Here is an 18,413-nt window from a genome sequence, read left to right as displayed (position 1 = left end):
GGCATCTTTCCGACGCCTCAAGGTAGAAACAACATGGAATTTAACACACAAACAAGCCGCTCGATTCAACAAATCAAAACCGCCGTCTTATTCGTCGGCGTGTACACCGAGGGCGTGCTTGGAGAGACAGCGAAGCTCATCAACCACGCCTCTGACGGGGCCATTGATGCCGTCCTCAAACGGGAATTCAAGGCGGCCACCGGCACATTGTTCGATCTGCGCGCCCTGCCCGGCGTACGCGCCGAACGTGTTGTGCTGGTCGGGCTTGGCGCCAAGGAAAAATTCAACAGCAACGTAATGTCCAAAGCGCATGTGGCCATTGCCGGTTATTGCAGCGACGGTTCGCTGACCGAAGCAGTATCTACATTGCTTGAAGAACCCTGCCCCGCCACCACGTTGCGCCAGAGCGCGCAATTGGCAGCAACCGCCGCCGGCAACGCCGTCTATAAATATACGGCAACATTCAGCAAGGAGAAACGGCCGGCCACATCGTCTTTCAAGAAACTCATTTTCACCATCGACAAGCCCGATCAGAAACAGGCTGAGCAAGGCATTGAGCATGGCGCGGCGATCGCCAAGGGATTGCGCCTGACACGCGAACTGGGCAATCTGCCGGCCAATGTGTGCACTCCTGCGTATCTTGGCGACCAGGCCAAACAACTGGCCAAAGACCACAAAACCATTACCGCAGAGGTGCTGGAACGCAAGCAGCTGGAAGCATTGAAAATGAATGCATTCCTGTCGGTAGCAGCAGGCTCGGAGCAACCACCACGCTTTATCGTGCTCAAGTATTCACCTGACGGCAGCAAGAAAAAACAGAAATCCGACGGCCCGGTTGTTCTGGTCGGCAAGGGCGTGACTTTTGATACCGGCGGCATTTCCTTAAAGCCCGGACTGGGCATGGATGAAATGAAATTCGATATGTGCGGCGCCGCGTCGGTGCTGGGCGTATTCAAGGCGCTTGCGCATATGGAACTGGATACTGAAGTAATTGGGCTGATTCCAGCGACGGAAAACATGCCCAACGGTCGCGCGACAAAGCCTGGCGACGTGGTCACCAGCATGTCTGGCCAGACCATTGAGATTCTCAATACCGATGCCGAAGGCCGGCTTATTCTGTGCGACGCACTTACTTATGCCGAGCGCTTTGAGCCCGCCGTAGTTGTCGATATCGCGACGCTGACCGGCGCCTGCATTGTGGCGTTGGGCAATTTCCATAGCGGGCTGTACGCAAGCGATGACGATCTTGCAGACAACCTGCTAAGCGCAGGCAAGCGTGCACTGGATACCGCATGGCGCATGCCGCTGGATGACGAATACCAGGAGCTGCTCAAATCCAATTTCGCCGATATGGCCAATATCGGCGGTCCCGCTGCCGGCTCGGTTACCGCCGCGTGCTTTCTGGCTCGTTATACCAAAGCCTATCGCTGGGCGCACCTGGATATTGCAGGAACAGCATGGCTCAAGGGTGGCAAGGACAAAGCGCGCTCCGGACGCCCTGTCCCCATGCTGTGCCAGTTTTTGATTGAACGGCAGGCTCAAGCGAATGCGCATTGATTTTGCCTTCGGCGCGGCAGACCGGCTTGGCATGGCCTGCGACGTCGTGCGCAAGCAGTATCAGGCCGGCCAGCCGGTCCTGATCTATTGCACAGATCCCAAACGGCTGGCTGTTTTCTCGCGCAAGCTTTGGGCTCTGGAAGATACGCTCTTTATACCGCATGATGAAGTAGGGCCGGACACACCGGCAGACAGTCCGGTACGGGTAACACGCCATAGTCCGGCCCAGGCGCTGCAAGACGGTATTGCCGTTCCCTGGTTGCTGAATCTGGATCTGGCCTGCCCGCCTGACACCGAAGGCTTCACGCGCTTGCTGGAAATTGTCTCCAATCACGAACAGGACAAGGCTGCGGCCCGGTTGCGCTACAAACAATATACGGCTGCCGGCCATGATGTCCGGGCTCATAATATATCGAGCCACTGACAAGCTGGCCGACTCGTTCAAGGAGTCTCTATTTATGTCCATTACTTTCAGAAAACGCCCAGACCATACGCTGTCGGTCCCCGAGGCGAAAGAACCACACCTGGATCTGCATTCCATCGACGCCCGAGCGGATTCAGCAGCGGCTGATGACGATATCCCGGTCCTGCTGCCCGAGCCGCCTGCATCAACGCAATCGGCGATGGGGCCAGGCGCTACCGGTACGCCGACCGCACGCCAGCAGGCAGGCCCGCCTGACCGAGCCGATAGCCCGATGCCCGTTCAACAACCAGAACACACAGGTGGTGTTCATATTCCTGCGCCGCCACTGGGACCACGACCTCAGTCGCCTGCGCAGAACACGCCAGCCTGGCAGGAGCAAGCCGATGACATGCCAGTGCTCATGCCTACGCAGCGTCCTGCGCAAGTGCCACCATTTGGGGCATCAGCGTCGCCACGGCCAGCGCCCCCCCCCTATTCTGGCAGTCCGTCTGCAGCGCAGGCCGGGGTGGGCCCAGGACGGCAGCCAGATGAATTACGCCATGGGAAGGTGGAAACAACACAGGCAACGGGCCAGTCAGGCACAGCGCCCTCTTCGCCCACTTCCGCACCCTCGTCGTCCCCCCTATCGGGCGCCGGCGGTACATCTGCGCCGTCATCCGCGTTCCCGGGACACCCCACACCGGATGACTATGCCCCATTTTTGAGTACGGCCCGTGCTACCCATGGCCATCACAGCAAACCGGAATTATATGTCTGGTCGGATGACGAAAACGACGCATTCAGCCAGGCGGCACAGGGCGACTTCAAGCTGAACAGAATCCAGCCTACTGCCGGCCGACCCACCTTTGATGCCTCGCTGTTTCGGGCACCATCCCGCCCCGACGCTCTTGCCGCAACAGCGGCGCCCACAGCATCCGGGCAGGGAGATACGGCAGCCGACATGCAGGCGGAAATTGATGCGCTGGTAACAGAACTGCTGGACGAATCCCATGAGTATCTGAAACGGCGCCTGCTCGAAGAGATTCCGGAAATTATCGCCAAGTATCGCCACGATCAGTAATGACCACTGGCAGTGGCTGTTGAATTTTTCGCATTTCAGGTAAAATTCAGGGAACTGTCAGATTAAATTGCAGTCTGATGTATACTGAAATTCATGAAAATTGACTTGTTATTGGAGAGACCATGACTGACTTGCGCCAGACTCTACCCCAGGAAGGCTACGCACCCGGCCAGGTGGTGCGCAATCGTGTATTGCGCAATACTTACTGGTTGCTTGCCGCTTCCCTTATCCCCACCGTACTGGGCGCAGCCCTCGCGTTGCAACTGAATCTGAATGCGATACTCGCTCCGGGCATATCCACTATCGTCTTTCTGGTGGGCGCCTTCGGTCTGATGTTCGCCATCGAAAAGAACAAGAACAGTTCGCTGGGCGTTGGCCTGCTGCTACTGTTCACATTCTTCATGGGCATGATGCTGTCACGCCTGATCGGTCACGTACTCGATTTCCGTAACGGCGCGCAACTGATCATGCTCGCCTTCGGCGGTACCGCGATCATATTTGGTGCGATGGCGACCATTGCCACCACCAGCAAGCGCGACTTCACCGGTATGCAGAAAACGCTGTTCATTGGCGCGATCGTCCTGCTGTTGGCAGCCGTAGCCAATATCTTCCTGCAGATCCCGGCACTGGTCCTGACCATTTCCATCCTGGCTGTGGTGATCTTCTCAGCCTTCATGCTGGTGGATGTGCAGCGTGTAGTCAATGGCGGCGAAACCAACTATATTTCAGCAGCGCTGGCCATTTACCTGGACATTTATAACGTGTTCGCCAATCTGCTGGCCCTGCTGGGTATCTTCGGCGGCAGCCGCGAATAAGTGTGACGCCTGTGGCCAACAAGGCGCAGGTATGACACATCTGAATAGGCTTGTCACGGACAACCGGCGAAGCAACAACAACCGCTACCACGCGCAGCCGTGATAGCGGTTTTTTCTTGCTTGTCAAATTTGGCTCTCGCAGTATGGTAGCGATTGTGCTGTGAAATACACCTTGTCTGACGGGTAGGGAGATATCCGCTATGCGGGCGACGTATTCATCTGAGCAATCGGAAGACGCCTGAGCATTCAGCTACACGCATCCTTATCTTAACAATTTTTAACGTTTCAGCCCAACCATCCACCTGCTATGCAATGCACGCGGATAGCTGGGCACAACACGAATCGGATCATGCGCTCTGTTGCGTGGTTAACGGTTGGCCGACAACACACGCAGGATGTCAATTTTCGCCCTGTTTTCAGGGATTTAAGGGTAATTATCTAGTGACGGCTTGCGATAACCTGACTAGACTAAAAGGTTGATTCGTCCGCAACGATTTCAAATCAATAAACAGAATACAGGAACCAAATGTTACACACACTGAAAAACGCCCGCCTGTTCGGCCATATTGCGCTGGCCTTCGCCATGACTGCAGGTACAGCCATGGCTGCCGATTATCCCGACCGTCCGGTCTCCATGATTATTCCGTTTACTGCGGGTGGTCCAACCGATAATGTCGCCCGCTCCCTGGGCGAAGCCATGCAAAAATCCCTGGGTCAAACGGTTGTGATCGAAAACAAGGCCGGTGCCGGTGGCACGATCGGCACCACGCAGGTCGCCAATGCCAAACCTGACGGTTACGACGTCCTGCTCATGCACATCGGATTTTCTACCGCGCCATCCTTGTACAAGCGGCTCGGTTACGACCCCGAAAAAAGCTTCCGGCCCGTCGGCCTGGTGGTCGACGTACCAATGACGCTGGTGGCTCGCGCCGACTTTCCGGCAAATAATATGAAAGAACTGGTTGAATATCTGAAAACCAATCAGGACAAGGTGACCCTGGCCAACGCGGGTGTAGGCGCTGCCAGCCATCTTTGCGGCACCATGCTGATGGATGCGCTTGGTGTAAAACTGCTGACCGTGCCATACAAAGGCGCTGGTCCGGCAATGAACGACCTGCTGGGCAAACAGGTTGATCTGTTGTGCGACCAGACCACCAACACAACCCAGCATATCAAGGCGAAAACGGTCAAGGCTTATGCCATTACCAGCGAAAAACGCAATGCCCAGTTGCCTGATCTGCCCACTATGCAGGAAGAAGGCTTCAAGGACTTCAACGTTGGTATCTGGCACGGTATGTGGGTACCCGCAAAAACACCGGATAACGTTGTTGCCAAATTGCAGTCTGCATTGAAAGATGGGCTGGCCAGCCCGAAATTCAAGGAACGCATGGATGCACTGGGCGCCACGATTCTGACAGAGCAGGCAACCCCGGAAGCGCTGGATGCCAAAGTCAAAGAGCAAATCCCCGTCTGGCTGAACTGTTCAAGAAAGCAGGCGTCAAGCCTCAATAAACACGCCATGCAATCCGGCCTGATACACGCGAGCCATCGCGTTGTGCACCAGGCCAGTACGATTGCATTGTGAAATGCGGAATCATCCCCGTTACCTGCAAAGCCGGAGTCTGATCTCCGGCTTTGCTATTTGTAAACGCGCTTGCACATTGATGTGCGCACGATGACCTTCGAGGTTGCGCCATGGTTTACTTAAAAAAGGTCATAGCGTCGTACGACACAACTGCCTGATCCGATCATGACGGCCGGACAAAAGCCTTATGGCAGTCCGCTCACATCCAGGCTCTTCGGATACTGAACGGAGAATTTCAAGACCACGGTGCGCTCCTCTGCCGCTTTCAGCGTCAACGTCTGCTCGAAACGACCGTCACCCTTGAGTGCGATGCCGCCACCGGTGGGTTCCAGTCGCTTGATATCAATTTTTTCGTCGCCTGAGACCGGAAAGCGGTCGTGCAATACCAACTGTACCGGTTGCTTCCGGTTATTGCGAATAATGGTTTTGTACTCGTAAGTCAGGCGGGTGCCACTACCGGTCAGACCCGTGGATTCCGTAAAACGCTGCAAAGGTTCGCGCTTGACCGAAATGGCCTGATCCACGCCCATTGCCAACTCCAGTTGCTCTTTGGGGAAAACGGTCTTCATGTCCGATGCAGCAATGAATTCATTATCAAAAAAGGCATTGACGTTACCGGCCAGCAATGGGAAATCTTTTCCGTTGTTCATTTTAACGGTGGCAAAAACGGCAGGCGCTTCGGATGGAACAAGCTCGTAAGACAGCTCGGCGGTTTCCGTCAATGTGGTCAGCGGCACACGCTGTTGCTGACCGCCGGTTTTAATTGTCTGCTTGCCGGGCACCTCGAAGGTAGTGTTGGTTGCGCTGGTCTGGGTATTTGCCGGCACGTAGCTCGCTGCGTCGGCCATCTCCATCGCCGGTGCAGCGCCGGCTGCCAATGTGGATTGGCGGGCGCTCATTCGCGGCACAGGGGCCGGTGCAGGCGGCGCTGCCACATCTACCCGCCATGGTTCCAACTGCGGCAGCGAGACGCCGGTTACCGGCTGCGCGGTAGATAAGGTAATGGCCACATTTGACCAATCTTCGGATGTATCCTGGCTGATCTGACCAAAGTAATTCAGAGAGAGTTTTCCGGTGGTCGAGTCATATCTTGCATCATAGACCGGCGACCAGGCGGCACCGGCAACCACATAACTGAGCGCACTGTCGATGATTGCAGGTTCAGCAGCACGCAGCGTCACCACCACTTTGCGCGTTTCGTTATCTGCGCTTTGGGCCAGTTGCGCTTTGCGCTGTGCCAGCACTTTAAGGCGAGCCACCAACTGCTCCTTGTCCTGCAGATGACCGCGCCGCGTTTGCATGGCCTTGATCAGTTGCTCACCGGTAAATGACATCAGGCCAATAAATGCATCCTGCGACAGCGGCGGCACGTCACGCATCTGCACACTATGCCCGTTCTGGTAATTGCGGATGAAACTGATCTGGTTGTCGTCCACCTTGATCTGATCTTCCAGCCGGGCTATCTGCTGCTCCAGTGCATCAATCTGTCCGGCCACGTCATTGATTCCGCTGGATGCATTCGTCTGGCGCACATCCGGCGTGCTGGAAACATGCAAAATCTGCACGCCCGCGCCAGCCGTATTGGCATTGAACTGCAACGAATTTTCATCTATGTCCGCCGGAAGATTGGCAAAGACCAGTTCATGCTCGCCGGCCGGAATGGCCTGGCTTGCCACGCGATAGACCAGTGCGCGATCGGGGTATACCGTCACTTTCTCGATATGGGAGTCGGCATTGAGTGTGTCGGCATACACCAGTGGCAGATGCAGCGCAAATAGCAGCGTGCCGGCAATGATCCGCTTTTGCAATCGGCAATCCGGATGGTCTGTGCGGCCGGTATATCGCTCACGTGGCAGGCTACACTGAAAAAGTTGTACGCTCATAAATGCTCTCCCGAAGTCTTATCTGAAATAATAACCGAGGTTAGCGCCATTCATGGTCAAGCCGCTGATAAATGATGTACGAAATTGCATAGCCCTCCCTCCTTGTGTCACGGACGATAAGCTGGGCTTACGATGACTGTAAGTGCGGCAGGTTTTGCTCAAAGATCGCGGCGGGCGTCATGCAAGAAAATCCATGCTGCGAAACGACGGCGGAAAAACTCAAAAAACTCAAAAAACTCAAAAAACTCAAAAACTCAAAAAACTCAAAAACTCAAAAACTCAAAAAACTCAAAAACTCAAAAACTCAAAAACTTAAGAACAAGGGAATTAGGGAGTCGGCCAGGACAGAAAAAACGACAGAGAGAACAATCGTAATAAAAGACGAATTGAAAAAAGAAGGAAGCAAGGAAAGAGAAAGGAAAAACGTCGTGATCTTGCACAAACTTACGGGCACGTTCGCCAACGGTGCAACATCATGGAATCAGCGTGATGATGTGATCCGCACTATCGATGCACACCAGGTTTAATACTGTTTCAGCGACAACAATACGTTTCGCGTCATCAGCGGTTTTTTTTCCAGATGTTCGTCGATGCGTTCACGCAGCATGCGACGCAAGCCGGGCTCGGCTGCAGGTTCGTCAAAATCAGGGCGAGCGCCCGGAACCCCATAACCTGTTTCCTGCAGCAGGGTCCATTCAAACCGGCGCAACGAACCTGAAGCACGTTCGCCAATAGCAAGTTGCTGCAAGGCCTCGCAATAGGCGTCAAATAACTGGGGATGCGCGTCTTCACCTGGCAGCATACGAATCAACAGCTCGTTCATATACCAGGCCGACATCAGGGACTTGCCGGCCAGGCCATGCAGGCCGGCCAGCTCGGCGCGAGTGAGCGTTTTGACTTCGCCCTGCCCCGACCATGACACCAGCAGGGCTCGAAGGCCGACAGGACAGGACGCAGCACCGAATACGGTCGCTTGGCTCCTTTGGCCACAACGGTCACAATGCCGTAATCGCGGGCAAACAAACGGGCAATCAGCGAGGACTCGCTCCAGGCGGTGGCCTGCAACAAGTAGGCGCCCGCATCCTGCACCCGACTACCACGTTTACTCATAGCCCAGATCGCGCAGGGCACTTTCCTTTTCCGACCAGCCTTTGCGCACTTTGATGTAGATTTCAAGAAACACCGGCTTGTCCAGCAAGGCTGAAATATCCTGGCGGGCCTCGGTGGCAATGCGTTTCATATGCGTGCCTTTGGCACCCAGCAAAATCGGCTTGTGAGTTTCGCGCTCCACCACTACGCAGGCCGCAATGCGCGCTGCATTCTCATCCTCGTCCCACTGCTCAATGACTACAGTACATGCGTAGGGCAATTCATCGCCCACCAGACGGAAGATTTTTTCACGAATCAATTCAGCCGCAATAAACCGAATTGGTCTGTCGGTCAGCGCATCTTCTTCAAACATGAATTCGCCTGGGGCAGCCGCTGTTCAATCTCGGTCAGCAGTGTATCGAGCTGCACGCCTTTGACTGAGACTGCCAAGGCACCACAGCATCGTAGGCGAACTTGCCCATAATGCGACCCACGAAATCGAACAGGTCATTCTTGTTCTTGAGCGTATCAACTTTGCTGACAGCCAGAATGCATTTTTTCGATACCGGCAGCAAAGGCACGATCTGTTCGTCACCGGCAGACCATTTGCCCGCCTCGACCACATGAACAATGACGTCCACATCGGCCAGCGCCTGCGTGACAACACGGTTCATCATGCGGTTCATTGTCCCGCCATGCCGGGTCTGAAAGCCCGGCGTGTCAACAAACACAAACTGTGTCTTGTCACGCGTGAGCACGCCATGAATACGGTGCCGGGTAGTTTGCGCCTTGCGCGATACAATTGATATCTTGCTGCCGATCAGCGCATTGGTCAGCGTAGACTTGCCCACGTTGGGCGCCCACAACCGCGATAAAACCGGTTTTGTACGGGCTGCTTTGCGCACCGTCATCTTCGGTTGGCACAATAGGTTCCTGACTCATTTTTTCTCCTGTTCGACGGCGACCGGCAAGGTCAGTTGTGCAACCTTGCGCACCCGCTTTTTGGCACTGCCTTTGGGCAACACCTTTTCCAGGGCATCCAGCATTTTGCGCGCGGCAGCCTGTTCGGCTGCGCGACGGCTGCTGCCACTGGCCTGGCTGCGCATATCCAGCTCCGCAATAAAGCATTCAACCTCGAACTGCTGGTCGTGAGCAGCACCGCTGGTAGCGACGACGTTATAGACAGGCAAGGCAAACTTGCGGCCCTGCAACACTTCCTGCAACAGGGTTTTGGCGTCTTTGCCCAGTGTATTGAAATCAACTGAGTCCAGCAACGGTGTATACAGCCCCTCGATCACTGCCTGCACGGATGGCACATCGCTGTCCAGATAGACCGCGGCAAAAATCGCCTCCAGTGCATCGGCCAGTATCGAGGGACGACGAAATCCGCCACTTTTTAGCTCACCTTCACCCAGCCGCAAAAACTGCGGCAATTCAAGTCGGTGTGCAATATCGGCCAGGGTTGCCTGCTTGACCAGACTGGCGCGGATTCGGGACAAATCTCCTTCGTCCTCGCGCTGCAATCGATGAAACAGAATAGCCGCCACAGTGAAGTTAAGGATGGAATCGCCCAGGAATTCGAACCGCTCATTGTGCGTCGCACTATGGCTACGATGCGTGAGTGCCTGAACCAGCAGACGCTGGTCCTTGAATTGATACCCGAGCAGTCGTTCCAATCTTGACAGGTTCATCACTTAAAGGAACCTATGCGACTCAGATCGCCAAAATTCATCCATATGAAAAATGCCTTACCCACAATATTGCGGTCAGGCACGAAGCCCCAGTATCGACTGTCCTCGCTGTTATCACGATTATCACCCATTACAAAGTACTGGCCTTCGGGCACCTTGCAACGAAAATCCGTGCCTTTGTATTCGCAATTTTCCCTACCCGGGAAATTTGTCATCCCCAGCAGTGCGCCCATGCCTGGCATATTCAGAATGGCATGCTCATGCTCACCCAGCTTTTCTTCAAGCGCCTCGGGCGAGCCGCTTTGCTGTGAAGGATTCACATAGGGCCCGATACGCGTGACCGGCACGGTTTGCCCGTTGATGCTCAGGCGCTTGTTCTGATAAATGACCTCGTCACCCGGTACACCGACCACTCGCTTGATGAAATCCATGTCGGGATTGACGGGATAGCGAAACACCATCACGTCGCCACGTTGCGGCGTATTGATCGGAATGATTTTCTGATCGACGATGGGCAGGCGGATGCCATAGGTAAATTTGTTCACCAGGATCATATCGCCGTTCTGCAATGTCGGCAGCATGGAACCTGAGGGAATCCGGAACGGTTCAAACAGAAAGGAGCGCAGGACAAAGACAAACAGAATGACGGGAAAAAAGCTCAGCGAGTACTCGATCCACCAGGGACGGTGCGCCTGCTCGTCCTGACCATACTGGGCCACACGCCGCTTGCGAAAAACAAGGACATCAAGCAGCTTTACCAGGCCTGTGATCACCAGCAATACAAACAGGATCAATGCAAAATTCATCTTCTACTTCCTTATTTATCTTCAACCTGGAGAATGGCCAGGAACGCTTCCTGTGGAATTTCCACACTGCCCACCTGTTTCATCCGCTTTTTACCTGCCTTTTGTTTTTCCAGCAGTTTTTTCTTACGCGAAATATCTCCGCCATAACACTTGGCGAGCACGTTCTTGCGCAGCGCCTTCACATTTTCACGCGCAATAATTTCCGCCCCAATCGCCGCCTGAATCGCAACATCGAACATCTGGCGCGGGATCAGGCCGCGCATTTTAGAGACGACTTCGCGGCCACGATAACGGGCGTTGGCACGGTGCACGATCATAGACAGGGCATCAACCCGCTCGTTATTGATGAGCAGGTCGACGCGCACCACGTCGGCGGAACGATACTCGAGGAATTCGTAATCCATGGACGCATAGCCGCGCGATACGGACTTGAGCCGATCGAAGAAATCAAGCACAATCTCGGCCAGCGGAATTTCATAAACCAGATGCACCTGACGGCCGTGATAACTCATGTTGATCTGGTTGCCGCGCTTGGCTATACACAAGGTAATGACTGCCCCGACATACTCCTGCGGCATGAACAGCGTTACCGTGACAATGGGTTCGCGGATGTCGGCAATCTGCCCGACCTCAGGCATGCGCGAAGGGCTCTCGATAGTCAGTATTTCGCCGTCGTTGCGTTCAACCTCATAGACCACCGTGGGTGCGGTGGTGATGATGTCCATGTCAAACTCACGCTCAAGCCGTTCCTGCACGATTTCCATGTGCAACAGCCCCAGGAAACCGCAGCGAAAGCCAAAGCCCAGCGCCTGCGATACCTCCGGTTCGAACATAAGCGAGGAATCGTTCAGGCGCAGTTTTTCAAGCGAGTCACGCAACTGGTCGTATTCGCTGCTTTCCACAGGATACAGGCCGGCAAACACCTGCGGCTTGACTTCCTTGAAACCTGGTAACGGAGTGCTGGCCGGCTTGCCGGCAAGCGTAATGGTGTCTCCTACCTTGGCATCGGCCAGCTCCTTGATACCGGCAATCACAAAGCCCACTTCACCTGCTGAGAGCAATGTGCGTGGCTCTGATTTGGGAGCAAACACACCCAATTGTTCACACAGGTGCGTTGCACCGGTAGCCATAAACAGAATCTTGTCCTTGGGTCGCAATACTCCGTTTTTGATTCGTACCAGCATGACCACGCCAACGTAATTGTCAAACCAGGAATCAATAATCAAACCCTGCAAAGGTTCGTCAACATTACCGACCGGCGGCGGCACCTTGGCCACGATCATTTCCAGAATTTCGTCAATGCCCACGCCGGTCTTGGCACTGGCCTTGATGGCGTCGCTGGCGTCAATACCGATCACATCTTCAATTTCCTGGCGCGCCTCTTCAGGCTCGGCCGACGGCAGGTCCATTTTATTGAGCACCGGCATCACTTCAACACCAAGCTCGATGGCGGTATAGCAGTTTGCGACCGTTTGCGCCTCTACGCCCTGGGTGGCGTCCACCACCAGCAGTGCGCCTTCACAGGCAGATAAAGAACGACTGACCTCATAGGAAAAGTCCACATGTCCCGGCGTATCGATCAGATTCAGATTGTAGATTTTGCCATCTTGCGCCTTGTAGTGCAGTGCAGCGGTCTGGGCCTTGATCGTGATACCCCGCTCGCGCTCGATGTCCATGGAGTCGAGCACCTGCTTGGACATCTCCCGGTCTGCCAAACCACCACAACGGTGAATAAGGCGGTCCGCGAGCGTAGATTTGCCATGGTCAATATGGGCAATAATCGAGAAATTACGTATATGTTGCATAAAAAGCGCAAAAGTGCAGTGCTGGCGCTGACTCAGATGAGTACGCACGCCTGTTTCACCACAGTAAGGATGCCAGGGGCATCGGGAATGGTTTGGCTGCAGAGCCTGCACCCGGACTGCGGTCTGGCTCGGAAATACCACGAGCCGGACTGTTACAGCGGTTCAGACTCAAAAAAAGGGGCGCATGAAGCGCCCCTTGGCCTGCATATCGTATTGTAGCCTTATTTTGCAGGTGTTACAGGTACCCACTGGGTTAAATTGTCACGCCGTACCAGCAGGGCCGCAGCCTTGCCTTTTTCAAGCTTGCCTACGATTTCGCGGAAATGCTGGACATCCTTCACATCCTGGTTGTTCAGTGCGAGAATCACGTCACCCGGCTGAATGCTGGCTTCCAGCGCAGCGCCCTTGACATCCTTGACCAGCACGCCACCCTTGATGTGCATACGGCTTTGCAGCGAAGATGGAACAGGTTCCACGATCAGGCCCAGTCGATCGGCACTACCGGCCTGCTCCTGGGGCTCGTTGCTATTGGCGGTATCGGACGGCGCACTTGGTATTTCCGCAATCTTGACCGTCAATGTCTCGTATTTACCACGGCGCCATACTTCCAGCGAAGAGTCTGATTCGGGCTTGGTCTGTCCAACCAGGCGTGGCAAATCGGACCATTTTTTTACCTCAGCGCCGTTGAACTTGGTAATGACATCGCCTGCCTGAACACCGGCTTTGTCAGCAGGACCACCCTGCTCGACATTGCTGACCAGTGCGCCAGCAGCCTTGGGCAGGCCTATGGCCTTGGCGACCTCTTCGCTCACTTCGCCAATCTGCACGCCAATACGACCACGGGTAACCTTGCCGGTAGCCTTGAGCTGTTCAACTACACGCATAGCTTCGTCTATCGGAATAGACAGGGAAATTCCCATGAAGCCGCCGCTTTGCGAGATGATCTGGGAATTGATGCCCACTACCTCGCCGGACAGATTGATCAGCGGGCCGCCCGAATTGCCGGGATTGACCGCAACATCGGTCTGGATAAACGGCAGGTATTCACCCGTATCGCGGTTGATGGCGCTCACGATACCGGAGGTTACCGTGGAGTCCAGGCCAAAAGGCGAACCGATAGCCAATACCCACTGTCCTTTTTTCAGCCTGTTGGAATCGCCGATTTTCAACACGGGCAGGTTGTCGGCCTGAATCTTGATCAGCGCGATATCGGTGCGCTTGTCAGTGCCGATCACTTTGGCCTGATATTCGCGACCATCGTTCATGGTGACCGTGATTTTTGAGGCGCCATCGACCACGTGGTTGTTGGTCATGATGTAACCGTCTTTGGAGATAATAAAGCCTGATCCCACGCCGCGCGGTACGCTACGCTCTTCACCTTCGCCACGGGGCGAGCGCTCAGAACGCGGATCACGATCACGCGGCGGCATGAAGTCGGGACCAAAGAAAAAGCGGAACAGGTCTTCGGGACTGTCGCCCGGGCCAAAGCCCTGCATCGGGCGCGATGATATCTTTTCCATGGTGCGAATATTGACCACGGCGTTTTCGGTTGCTGCCACAATAGAAGTAAAATCAGGCAGCGCAGTCACGGCAGTTGAGGTCGGCACCGGTGCCGCAGGCGCATTCTGCGCCATGCCGGTATTCGGTAGCAACACAGTCGCACTGCCCAGTCCGATCATTGCCGCGACGATAGCGGTCTGTAGCGGTTTTGTGACCTTGTTATTCATGAGTAGCCCTTTTCAGTATTTACTGTTTTGAAACAGGTTGAATGAATTTTGTAGAAACGGCCAAGTCTTTGAGTGTAGCCAATGGGATTGCGCCAATGGCGGTAAGCCAGTAATCGTCAACCCGCTGGCGGAATACATTCATCGAACCAACTCTGGCATCACCTTGATTATTAAAGGTTTTTTCAGAATCCTTTACTTTCTGGATAAATACCGAGATGGAAGACAGACCGTCTGTAAGTATTAGTTGCTTTACGTTCTCTTTAGTTCCTTTCGGACGAACGATGCTCATGATGGGCGCAAAGCCTGCGGGGTACCGAATTCGCCAGCCTTCCTGCGTCAGATCCACGGCCACGGGCTTGTGCTCAACGCGCTTCCATTCTGAATAATCAAACGCGGATTTCAGATTGGCGGTGTCCACATTACTGCCCACCGACAGGCCCGTGAACGTCACCTGTTCGATCACGGTGCCCTGCTCATTCACCGTCTGCGACTTAAGCAACAGCCGGGATTTTTCATCAGCGCAAAACCGATAGCCATAGCGATCCTGAACCCGGGGGTTTACTTCGATCAAATCGCAAGGACGGCCGGCAACGCGCGTGCTGCCGTTCTGCGCCCGGATTTCGTAATATTTTTCAAGATTGTCGATCGGACCGAGCAACAGCGCGGGAAAACGGTCCTTGCGCGGCTTGTCCACGATCACTATTTTGCGAGCGGGCAGCAGGCTTTCCACAACATTGTTGTTGCGCAGGTATTCCTGGGCGTCGCCATCGAGCACTTCCAGGCGCTCCTTGACGCCTTCGCCGTCAACCACATGCGTTACCCTTGAGGTAATCATGACATTGCCCTGCTGATACAGGAACGTACCGCTGTAGTCGGTGGATTCGGCCGCTTTCTGGATTTGCATGAGCAACTGCGCAGGCGAGGCGGCATATACCGGCAGACAGGGGGTGATGGCCCAGCATACGGCCAGCATGACGCTATGAGAACGTCGGCAAGTCAAACGCAGCCTCTCCTGTCCGATCACTGCACATCCCCGATTTCATACGACACCTGACGAACCGGGTAGGCACCTACCATTTGGCTGTGCGCCGCCACGTAATCGTGAAAGTCATGCTGCGGAATATCAGCCGGCGGCGCCGACTGACCGGCAGCAAGCGTTGGCGGCGCAGGTGGTGCAAGATCACTCTGGAAAGGATCATTGAACCATACCAGCGCGGCCACGGCCGCTGCCGCGGCAATGCCTGAGGCACCCCAGCGCAGATAGCCGCGGGCCGGTGCGACGTGATGGGTCGGCTCGGCCGCGATCAGTTTGCTGATGCGGGCATTGAACAGATCGGAGGGCTTGATGGCCAGATGCTCGTTGCGCATCACATCGCCGATCAGATGATAAGTATCCCAGGTCTGGCGACCATAGGGCGTATCAATTCTGGACGCATCAAAGGCATCGCATTCGCCATCCACCATTTCGGAGATGGATTCATTCCAATCGATCGCAGGAGGAGTTCTTGTGTTTTCCATTATGTATTCCTTACCAGCGGCGATCCATGGCCTGTCCCAGGACAGGTTTGAGCTTCGCCGCGATGGCTTCCCGTGCACGGAATATACGGGATCGTACCGTACCAACCGGGCAGGCCATAGCCTGTGCTATTTCTTCGTAACTCAGGCCTTCCAGTTCCCTTAGCACAATTGCCATGCGCAGATCTTCGGGCAATGTTTCGATCGCTTCGTTAACGGTCTGGACAATTTCCTGCGTTACCATGCTCGATTCAGGCGTGGCAATATCTATAAGATTGTCTGAATGGGAAAAAGTTTCACCATCTTTGTTTTCCAGCGTATCCGGATAATTCAGCTTGCGGTCCGAAGAAGACAGCCAGTTGCGGGCGGTATTGATGGCAATTCGGTACAACCAGGTATAAAACGCACTTTCCCCGCGAAACTGGGGAATGGCGCGATAGGCCTTGATAAATGTTTCCTGCGCGATGTCCTCGACTTCGCTGTGACTGCCGATCATGCGGGCCAGCAGCCCCATGATCTTGCGTTGATATTTCAGGACCAGCAGGTCAAAGGCCTTTTTATCACCCTTCTGGACCCGCTGCACCAACTCCCAGTCTACGTCGCGCTCACTCATATTGCGATCCTTGCAGCGGCACTCTGCGCATTTGTCCATTGGGCAGACTGCACCAGCGCGCAGAAGCGTCGCCAGGCATCAGGCGACTGGCCAGACGACCAGACCGTCACGATATCGGGACGTGAATGAGGAAAATAGGGATCGCGCAGTACCAGGGTAAACCACCAGGGGCCCTGCCAGTACTGTTGCAGAATGCGGATGTCGCCGGCTTGCGGCGAGCAGGCCTTGCGGAAAAGCCGATAGTACCCGTCGGGGCCCACTTGAACCATACCGATGTTGCCGGCCCTGTGGCTGGCCAGGTGATGGCGGCCAGCCAGGGCAAGCAGCGCAAACACAACCGCCGCCTGGGGACCGGCAATACAAAGCATGGCCAGGGTTGCCACAACGTAATGACAAACTGTAATGTAACCGGGCTGCCCGACATGGAGTCGAGCCTGCCAGTGCCGGTTCAGTTCGTACTGCAAATCAGACCCGTCTGACAATCATGGACCCGTTGGTGCCGCCAAATCCGAAGGAGTTGGACAGCGCCACATCAATTTTCATTTCACGAGCGACATTGGCGCAGTAGTCCAGATCACACTCGGGGTCCTGATTGATCAGGTTGATCGTGGGCGGTGACACCTGATGATGCACTGCCAGCGTGGTAAAGACGGCTTCAATGCCACCGGCCGCGCCCAGCAAATGGCCGGTCATGGATTTGGTCGAATTGACTACCGTTTTATAGGCGTGCTCGCCCAGTGCCAGCTTGAGCGCCTCTGTTTCGTTCTTGTCGCCCAGGGGGGTTGATGTGCCATGAGCATTGACGTAGTCGATCTGGTCAACATTAAACTTGCCGTTTTTCAACGCATTCAGAATGCCACGGCGAGGGCCGTCACGATCCGGCGCAGTGATGTGATGCGCATCGGAGCTCATGCCATAGCCGGCAAATTCGCCATAGATGCGGGCGCCGCGGGCTTTAGCGTGTTCGTATTCTTCCAGCACCAGCACCCCTGCCCCTTCACCCAGAACAAAGCCATCCCGGTCGATGTCCCACGGACGAGAAGCCGTCTGGGGATCGTCATTGCGGGTTGACAACGCGCGCATGGCGGCGAACCCGCCAATGCCCAGTGGTGACACCGTCGCTTCAGCGCCGCCGGCCAGCATGACGTCGGCATCGCCATACTCAATCAGTCTTGAGGCATCTCCGATTGAGTGCAAACCGGTAGTGCAGGCAGAGACGACCGCATAGGTTGGTCCCTTGAGTCCGAGCATGATGGAAACCTGACCGGAAATCAGATTGATCAGGGAGGCGGGAACGAAAAATGGGGAAATGCGGCGTGCACCTTTTGCAAGGTATTCAGTCTGGGTCTCTTCAATGCGCTGCAACCCGCCGATGCCCGAACTGACGATGGCGCCAATGCGATCGGCGTTCTCTTCAGTAACAGTGAGGCCCGCATCTTTCCAGGCATCGACACTGGCAGCAATGCCGTAATGGATAAAGGTATCCATTTGTTTGGCTTCTTTGGCCGACAGGTATTGCGTGACGTCGAAATCCTTGACTTCACCAGCGATCTGCGCATTGAACCCGGAGGCGTCAAAACGCGTGATGCGGTCAATGCCGGAACGTCCGTTGACAATATTATCCCAGGCCTGCGGTACTGTGTTTCCGACCGGGGATACAATTCCCAGTCCGGTGATGACAACGCGTCTTTTCACGGTTGGCTCCTACCCTATACTGAAGTAAATATGAATCAAAACCCTGAAATAAAAAAAGGGTCTGGAAAAGGTTTATACCATCCATATCTCAAGGGATATGGATGTGAGCCACTTTCCAAAACCGCTTTTTTTATTGCAACCGGCTGCT

General features: G+C 54.9%; 15 protein-coding genes and 3 pseudogenes. 6 read left to right on the top strand and 12 right to left on the bottom strand.

Translation table 11 applies throughout. From position 1 onward, the window contains the following. The first annotated feature begins 33 nt into the window (after window positions 1-33). The 5 genes and pseudogenes from TKWG_RS08100 (at window position 34) to TKWG_RS08080 (ending at window position 5,368) form a co-directional block, all read left to right on the top strand. Entirely contained in the window at window positions 34-1,557 is a 1,524-nt protein-coding gene (locus TKWG_RS08100; RefSeq protein WP_014750372.1) for a leucyl aminopeptidase, read from the top strand. After that, entirely contained in the window at window positions 1,547-1,981 is a 435-nt protein-coding gene (locus TKWG_RS08095) for a DNA polymerase III subunit chi (protein ID WP_014750371.1), read from the top strand. Before TKWG_RS08100 ends, TKWG_RS08095 begins: the two co-directional genes overlap by 11 nt. A 34-nt stretch (window positions 1,982-2,015) precedes the next feature. Beyond that, the gene (locus tag TKWG_RS08090; RefSeq protein ID WP_014750370.1) at window positions 2,016-3,041 is read left to right on the top strand and encodes a hypothetical protein; all 1,026 of its coding nucleotides are present in this window, start codon (window positions 2,016-2,018) and stop codon (window positions 3,039-3,041) included. Window positions 3,042-3,163: 122 nt separating this feature from the next. Beyond that, a complete protein-coding gene (locus tag TKWG_RS08085) occupies window positions 3,164-3,856 on the top strand; it encodes a Bax inhibitor-1/YccA family protein (RefSeq protein ID WP_014750369.1) in 693 nt (230 codons plus the stop codon). A 526-nt stretch (window positions 3,857-4,382) separates the two neighbouring features. Then, window positions 4,383-5,368, top strand: a pseudogene (locus tag TKWG_RS08080) (tripartite tricarboxylate transporter substrate binding protein BugD). Between the two features lie 258 nt (window positions 5,369-5,626). Here the strand turns inward: TKWG_RS08080 and TKWG_RS08075 are convergent. Next, window positions 5,627-7,324: a mucoidy inhibitor MuiA family protein gene (locus TKWG_RS08075; RefSeq protein WP_014750367.1), complete on the bottom strand. Its 1,698-nt coding sequence runs from the start codon at window positions 7,322-7,324 to the stop codon at window positions 5,627-5,629. 179 nt (window positions 7,325-7,503) lie between these two features. On the opposite strand from TKWG_RS08075, the gene TKWG_RS08070 reads away from it, so the two are divergent. Beyond that, the gene (locus TKWG_RS08070) at window positions 7,504-7,851 is read left to right on the top strand and encodes a hypothetical protein (protein WP_014750366.1); all 348 of its coding nucleotides are present in this window, start codon (window positions 7,504-7,506) and stop codon (window positions 7,849-7,851) included. Here the strand turns inward: TKWG_RS08070 and recO are convergent. The 11 genes and pseudogenes from recO to fabF form a co-directional block, all read right to left on the bottom strand. Next, window positions 7,848-8,434, bottom strand: a pseudogene (recO, locus tag TKWG_RS08065) (DNA repair protein RecO). The gene TKWG_RS08070 and the pseudogene recO overlap by 4 nt on opposite strands. Then, window positions 8,427-9,355, bottom strand: a pseudogene (gene era, locus TKWG_RS08060) (GTPase Era). The pseudogenes recO and era overlap by 8 nt, the downstream one beginning before the upstream one ends. Further along, complete coding sequence (gene rnc / locus TKWG_RS08055; protein ID WP_014750365.1) at window positions 9,352-10,104, bottom strand: ribonuclease III; 753 nt, start codon at window positions 10,102-10,104, stop codon at window positions 9,352-9,354. The pseudogene era and the gene rnc overlap by 4 nt, the downstream one beginning before the upstream one ends. Beyond that, on the bottom strand, window positions 10,104-10,910 hold the full coding sequence (lepB, locus tag TKWG_RS08050) for a signal peptidase I (protein WP_014750364.1): 807 nt from the start codon (window positions 10,908-10,910) through the stop codon (window positions 10,104-10,106). Before lepB ends, rnc begins: the two co-directional genes overlap by 1 nt. Window positions 10,911-10,921: 11 nt before the next feature. Next, window positions 10,922-12,715 (bottom strand): translation elongation factor 4, encoded by a 1,794-nt coding sequence (lepA, locus tag TKWG_RS08045; protein ID WP_014750363.1) that lies wholly within the window; start codon window positions 12,713-12,715, stop codon window positions 10,922-10,924. A gap of 221 nt (window positions 12,716-12,936) precedes the next feature. Beyond that, complete coding sequence (locus TKWG_RS08040; RefSeq protein ID WP_014750361.1) at window positions 12,937-14,442, bottom strand: DegQ family serine endoprotease; 1,506 nt, start codon at window positions 14,440-14,442, stop codon at window positions 12,937-12,939. A gap of 19 nt (window positions 14,443-14,461) precedes the next feature. Beyond that, window positions 14,462-15,442 (bottom strand): MucB/RseB C-terminal domain-containing protein, encoded by a 981-nt coding sequence (locus tag TKWG_RS08035; protein ID WP_148274502.1) that lies wholly within the window; start codon window positions 15,440-15,442, stop codon window positions 14,462-14,464. A gap of 20 nt (window positions 15,443-15,462) precedes the next feature. After that, window positions 15,463-15,960, bottom strand: a complete 498-nt coding sequence (locus TKWG_RS08030; RefSeq protein WP_014750359.1) for a sigma-E factor negative regulatory protein — start codon at window positions 15,958-15,960, stop codon at window positions 15,463-15,465. Between the two features lie 10 nt (window positions 15,961-15,970). Further along, window positions 15,971-16,570, bottom strand: coding sequence for an RNA polymerase sigma factor RpoE (gene rpoE / locus TKWG_RS08025; RefSeq protein ID WP_014750358.1), 600 nt, complete (start codon window positions 16,568-16,570; stop codon window positions 15,971-15,973). After that, window positions 16,567-17,052, bottom strand: coding sequence for a hypothetical protein (locus tag TKWG_RS08020; protein WP_148274501.1), 486 nt, complete (start codon window positions 17,050-17,052; stop codon window positions 16,567-16,569). The genes rpoE and TKWG_RS08020 overlap by 4 nt, the downstream gene beginning before the upstream one ends. Beyond that, window positions 17,036-18,265: a beta-ketoacyl-ACP synthase II gene (fabF, locus tag TKWG_RS08015; RefSeq protein WP_014750356.1), complete on the bottom strand. Its 1,230-nt coding sequence runs from the start codon at window positions 18,263-18,265 to the stop codon at window positions 17,036-17,038. Before fabF ends, TKWG_RS08020 begins: the two co-directional genes overlap by 17 nt. Window positions 18,266-18,413: the final 148 nt, after the last annotated feature.

The sequence above is a fragment of the Advenella kashmirensis WT001 genome, assembly GCF_000219915.2.
GTDB lineage: Bacteria > Pseudomonadota > Gammaproteobacteria > Burkholderiales > Burkholderiaceae_B > Advenella > Advenella kashmirensis.
The sequence above is the reverse complement of the archived record's forward strand: the minus strand, read 5'-3'. Positions and strand labels throughout refer to the sequence as shown.